Here is a 4,565-nt window from a genome sequence, read left to right as displayed (position 1 = left end):
GTTCGCGGCAGGGAATTGAAGCTCATAAGCGACAACGGGTCGCAGCCTACCTCCTTAAACTTCATGAGAGACATGTCCGATCTGGGCATAGAGCAGGTATTCACGTCCTACAACAACCCAAAAGGCAACGCTGACACTGAGCGGATGATGCGGACCATCAAGGAGGAGGTCTTGTGGCTTGACGAGTTTGCCTCGTTCCAGGAGGCGAAGGAGAAGCTCGATACGTGGTTTGTTGTGGGTTACAACAAGCTATACGTGCACAGCAGCCTGGGATACAGGAGTCCGGAGGAGTTCGAGGCCCTTTACTCCCAGCAAGTTCTCAAGGAAGCAATGTGAAGCCTCTAAACTCATTTTACCTCAAATCTGTCTTGACAAATGGGTCGCACTACAGAGAAAGTATTCACATACATCAACAACGATGGAATTCCTAAAAACCTAATTCTAACATCATCTAGGACTTCAACCGAGTGTTGGTGCGGCGCGTACAAGACGGAGGAGGATTTCAAGAGACTGTATGATCTTGATCAGGATATGTTCCATAAATTAGCTGAGACTGAAGCAAAGGTCAAAACAGGTTACACTTTCCTTTACAAGAAAAAATCAAGGAAGAGAAAATCCCTTAAATCTTTAGAGAAGGAAATTCTCAAAAACAATCGCGTCTAACCTCGAATGTGTCTGACTTTTTGCGACAAATGGTCTTAATTTATGCAAGACCTTATATCTTAAAATAGCTTCAAAAGTCCTCTGAGTTATTGAAGAATAACTTCCCTTAAGGCGAACTAGACAAGAAATTTCCTCATTTTTTTCGCAAAACATTTTAATGGAGGAAGGGTTCTAAGCAATTCCAACCGTCTTAACATATCCTCTCTTATTTTTGGATTAGAGGTATTAGAACCATCATATAATCCAATGGTTTCAGGAATGCGCTTTTCTTTTTCTTTGGACAGAATCTTGAATGAAAGGTAAGCCATAAATTCAAAGTACATTCTATTATTAATGTCCTTACGCTTATTTTGTTCTTCACGCAGTATCTCGTAGCATATTGCCCAATAGTCCATAAAAGCATCACCGAGGAGATGTATTACGCTCATCGTCAATTCCTCATCCAGCGCCGAAACAGTTACAGCACAAGCCCGGTTAAAATTGGCAGATAAACCAAGCACAATATCCTTTAGCCCTTTATACCCTTTTTTAATATCCGATTTCTTCCGAATCTCTTGAAAATTCCCTTCCGCATCTCTGACGATGAATTGTCTTTTTAATTCTCGTCTAAATTCAGCAATCTCCTCTGGTGAACTTGATCCCATATTCCTCATAATAGACTCAAATAAAGAAACCCTACGCCCCCTCGCGTTTGTCCTTATGGTTATGATTATCCCTATAAGCGCCGCTAGAATTGTCGCAGCTGCCGCTATTATAGCTGCCAACATGTTTATCTCATCCATATTCAATAATATCTCCAAGTGATTCTTTGTCAATAGTGATTTTTCCTTTCTCAAGTTAAAGAAAGTGACGGTTAGATTGGTGGAATCACCTTTTTCCGCGGCGCATTTTTTTATGGCAAAGCTAGTGCCTTATGTCAATACGGCTGCAATTGCGACCAAACTAAAGCTGTCCCTACAATAGCGAGAACGGTTGTCCCTGCACCTACGAGGAGGGCTATTGTATTTGACTGAGCTTTGCCTTTCTTGTAACCGCGGGAGTAGGCTTCTTGAAATACAAGGCTTTTGCTAATGGGCGGCATTGCTTCTCGCTGGGTAATGCTGCCTAAGCCCCAGCCTCCAAGCAACCTAGCGAACCGCCTAGCCCTCCTGTAATGAGCGGGGAGAAAACTAATCCGCCTACTGAGCCGAGAAGGCAACCGCCGCTGCCTGCGGCAATGGTTTTGAAAGCTAAGCCACTTCTTCCGTCTTCTAATCCTTTTTGTTCCCAGTAAACTGAGGAAGCGGTGTCCCCAGTGAACTCCTGGGCTTTCAGGGTTAGAGGTAAAAGAGCCGCAAGGACTGCGAAAAACGCTAAAGCTTTTTTCACGTCAACCTCCTTTAGGTTATGGTTAAACTCATATTTTACCTTTGTAGATAGAATTGTCAATAGCAAATTCTATCTGTAGGCCATAGAACGTTAGGGTTTTTTCGCTATGCTTCACTAATATCAAAAGCAGATGATGTTTTTCTTAAGAAAGTAGGTGAGGAGATTCGGAGGAGACGCAAATTGTTGAAGTGGTCTCAGGAGAAATTAGCAGAGGAGGCTAATCTTACCCTTAAACACATTAGCCGGATAGAATGCGGCATTGCGAATCTTCACATTGTTACCTTGAATCGGATCGCATTAGCTTTTAAAACCTCCCCTGCGGAAATTCTTGGCTTCACTATTTCCCCAAAACACAAGGCAAACGTTGAAATTCTGTCCGGTGATTTAATCGAGCAGCTGAAAAAGCAGCCGAAACGTCAGCTCGAAATCATCAAGCTATTGCTTGATGAACTTTCTAAAGCGGTAGAATAGCCCGAATCCTCTTGCGAGGTTGATTGTCTTCAAAAATAAATTCGTAAATTCTTTTTGGGTTTTTGCGGGTAATTTGATCGTATTTTGACGGGTATTTTCAGTTAATTTTCAGGAATTTGGAAATTAATTTTCGGAAATTTCAGATTACTCACCCGAAACTCGATTTTGACTAAGTGGTTGAAAAACAAGGCACTTGACAAAAGGTCGTTCTTGATTATAATGTAGTTAAGGGTTAGGCGAAACGAGTCCCCTAGTGTCAATACTGAGAGACGAAGTGAAAATGGACTATCGGGTCTGAATGACTTGAGGGTCTTTTGGCACTGACTCTACTCTGTGGAGTCGGGGTAATGCGAAAGGACGGAGTAGCATTCTCTGTCCCTAAACACTTCAACGGAGATAGCCGCTCTTGGAGGTTTCGTTCACTAAGGCCGCTAGAAAGGCCTTGAGCGTATTCGAGAAAGGGAACCAGGACTGCAAGTGCCCTCTAAGCCCTGTAAAGAGGCCTGGACGGGCTTTACCCATAAATCTTGACTTGGAACCCGACTCGAATATACTTCCGCGTAGCGTGAAACTATACAGATATACCAACGGGCGTTGGTATGTTAGGTACACGCGCAATGGGAAAAGACGGATGCTCTCTACAGGAGAGACCGACAAGACCCAGGCTCTATTAAAAGTTGGAGAGATTCAAAGACGCATCGAGAACGAGACGGCTCAAGGCATTCCGGCAGATGCACCACGAACGTTTGCTGCATACGCCAATGAATACTTGGAATACTCGAAAGCCCATAAAAAAATATCCTCATTCAGAAGAGACGAAACATCGCTCAATCAGATTCTACCTGCCTTTGGCGATATGAAGCTTTCAGAAATAACGACAAGGGATATTGAGCAATTTCAGACTCAACGTTCGCTGAAGGTTGCACCTGCTACGGCTAACCGCGACATGGAAACCATCAAGCACATGATGAACAAGGCCGTTGACTGGAACTACATCAAAGCTAATCCTGCACGTCAGATTAAACGCCTTAGAACCCCTCCCCCTCCTACCAGGTTTCTTTCGTGTGAGGAGCGAGACAGGCTACTTTTTGAGTGCTCTGCTAACCCGATGTTGTGGGCGATAGTCTTTACTGCGCTTGAAACAGGCATGCGTCGTGGTGAGCTTATGGGGCTTACATGGAAAGACATCAACTTTGAAAGACGATCTATTCTGCTTATGCGAACCAAGAATAACGAGCAAAGGATGATTCCAATAAGCGACAAGCTTCTGCCCGTGCTCGAAAGGCTGAACATAGAACGCAAAGGGCAGACTGTCTTTCGCAAGCCTGACGGCAGACCATACGGTAACTGGAGAAAGGCCTTTGAAACCGCTTGTAACCGTGCTGGAGTCGTCGATTTTCGCTTTCACGACCTGAGACATACCTTTGCCTCTTATCTCGTGATGGCGGGCGTTGACATTCGCACTGTACAGGAGTTATTGGGCCACAAGGACATCAAGATGACTCTGCGCTATTCTCACCTCTCACGCCCTCACCTTCTTGACGCGGTAAATAAAGGTGGCACAAATCTGGCACACAAAGGGAACACGGCAGTTTTTGAATCTAACAAGTTATGAACTCATGAAGTTTGCCGACGTAGCTCAGTGGTAGAGCAACGCTTTCGTAAAGCGTAGGTCGGTGGTTCGAATCCACTCGTCGGCTTTTTTCTTTGTCCCGTGAGCAAGCCGCGACACTGCCTCGTATCTCTGAATGTCCGAGATATGAGCGTACCGCATTGTCATCTGTAGACTTTTATGTCCGAGCAGTTCCCTTATAGTCCCGAGGTCTACCCCTAACAATCTTAAGTGCGATGCGAACGTGTGCCTCAAGTCATGGAATCGAAAGTTATCAATCCCAGCTCGTCTACACGCCGAAGCAAAGCTTTTTTTCCAATCACCATAGCGTGTCCCGTCCGGTTTTTCAAAGACGTAATCGCTTTGACGAATAGACCACAAGGCGTAAAGCTCTTGAAAGAGTCTATCCGTAATCGGCAAGGAACGCTTCTCGTTGTTCTTTGTTTGTGTC

The 4,565-nt window shown here is 44.6% G+C and carries 5 protein-coding genes, 1 tRNA gene and 1 pseudogene; 4 read left to right on the top strand and 3 right to left on the bottom strand.

Going from position 1 to position 4,565, the window contains the following annotated elements:
* The first annotated feature begins 15 nt into the window (after nt 1-15).
* A complete protein-coding gene (locus tag GX441_12305; protein NLI99420.1) occupies nt 16-336 on the top strand; it encodes a transposase in 321 nt (106 codons plus the stop codon).
* A gap of 443 nt (nt 337-779) precedes the next feature.
* Here GX441_12305 and GX441_12300 read toward each other — a convergent pair whose 3' ends face one another.
* Nucleotides 780-1,445: a hypothetical protein gene (locus tag GX441_12300; GenBank protein ID NLI99419.1), complete on the bottom strand. Its 666-nt coding sequence runs from the start codon at nt 1,443-1,445 to the stop codon at nt 780-782.
* A 322-nt stretch (nt 1,446-1,767) separates the two neighbouring features.
* Nucleotides 1,768-2,031, bottom strand: a complete 264-nt coding sequence (locus GX441_12295) for a hypothetical protein (protein NLI99418.1) — start codon at nt 2,029-2,031, stop codon at nt 1,768-1,770.
* Nucleotides 2,032-2,211: 180 nt separating this feature from the next.
* Here GX441_12295 and GX441_12290 point away from each other — a divergent pair, with 180 nt between their 5' ends.
* The 3 genes from GX441_12290 to GX441_12280 all read left to right on the top strand — a co-directional run bounded on the left by GX441_12290 (nt 2,212) and on the right by GX441_12280 (nt 4,202).
* Nucleotides 2,212-2,502 (top strand): helix-turn-helix transcriptional regulator, encoded by a 291-nt coding sequence (locus tag GX441_12290; protein ID NLI99417.1) that lies wholly within the window; start codon nt 2,212-2,214, stop codon nt 2,500-2,502.
* A 565-nt stretch (nt 2,503-3,067) separates the two neighbouring features.
* Nucleotides 3,068-4,117: a site-specific integrase gene (locus GX441_12285; protein NLI99416.1), complete on the top strand. Its 1,050-nt coding sequence runs from the start codon at nt 3,068-3,070 to the stop codon at nt 4,115-4,117.
* A gap of 13 nt (nt 4,118-4,130) precedes the next feature.
* A tRNA-Thr gene (locus GX441_12280) sits at nt 4,131-4,202 on the top strand.
* A gap of 53 nt (nt 4,203-4,255) precedes the next feature.
* Here GX441_12280 and GX441_12275 read toward each other — a convergent pair.
* Nucleotides 4,256-4,565: pseudogene (locus tag GX441_12275) on the bottom strand (site-specific integrase).

Source organism: bacterium, assembly GCA_012517375.1.
Taxonomy (GTDB): domain Bacteria; phylum Hydrothermota; class Tepidihabitantia; order B3-TA06; family B3-TA06; genus JAAYVC01.
The sequence above is the reverse complement of the archived record's forward strand: the minus strand, read 5'-3'. Positions and strand labels throughout refer to the sequence as shown.